The sequence below is a fragment of the Pseudomonas sp. SWRI50 genome (genome assembly GCF_014269095.1).
GTDB lineage: Bacteria > Pseudomonadota > Gammaproteobacteria > Pseudomonadales > Pseudomonadaceae > Aquipseudomonas > Aquipseudomonas kermanshahensis.
In genome coordinates this window covers 1-567 of the sequence record NZ_JABWRW010000069.1, presented here as the reverse complement: position 1 = coordinate 567, position 567 = coordinate 1, and the positions used below count along the sequence as shown (strand labels likewise).

Genomic DNA, 567 nt, shown 5'->3' with positions numbered 1-567 from the left:
CCTGGCTCCAGCGCTTCCTTGAAGCACACGGCCTTGGCGGCGATGACGTGCATCAGCGGGCCACCCTGGGCGCCGGGGAACACGGCAGCGTTGAGCTTCTTCTCGATCTCTTCGTTGGACTTGGCCAGGATCAGGCCGCCACGTGGGCCGCGCAGGGTCTTGTGGGTGGTGGTGGTGACCACGTCAGCGAACGGGATCGGGTTGGGGTACAGGCCAGCGGCAACCAGGCCGGCAACGTGGGCCATGTCGACGAACAACAGCGCACCGACCTTGTCGGCGATGGCGCGGAAGCGTGGGAAGTCCAGGGTCTTGGAGTAGGCCGAGAAGCCGGCGACGATCATTTTCGGCTTGTGCTCGACCGCCAGGCGCTCGACTTCGTCGTAGTCGATCAGGCCGGTCTTGGTGTCGATGCCGTATTGAACCGCGTTGTACAGCTTGCCCGAGGACGACACTTTAGCGCCGTGGGTCAGGTGGCCGCCGTGGGCCAGGCTCATGCCCAGGATGGTGTCACCGGCCTGCAGCAGGGCCAGGTACACCGCGCCGTTGGCGGAAGAGCCGGAGTGCGGC

General features: G+C 66.0%; 1 protein-coding gene. It reads right to left on the bottom strand.

The features are described from left to right. Positions 1–567: DegT/DnrJ/EryC1/StrS family aminotransferase (locus tag HU750_RS26970; protein ID WP_186683385.1), on the bottom strand; the 567-nt coding region annotated here is incomplete at both ends.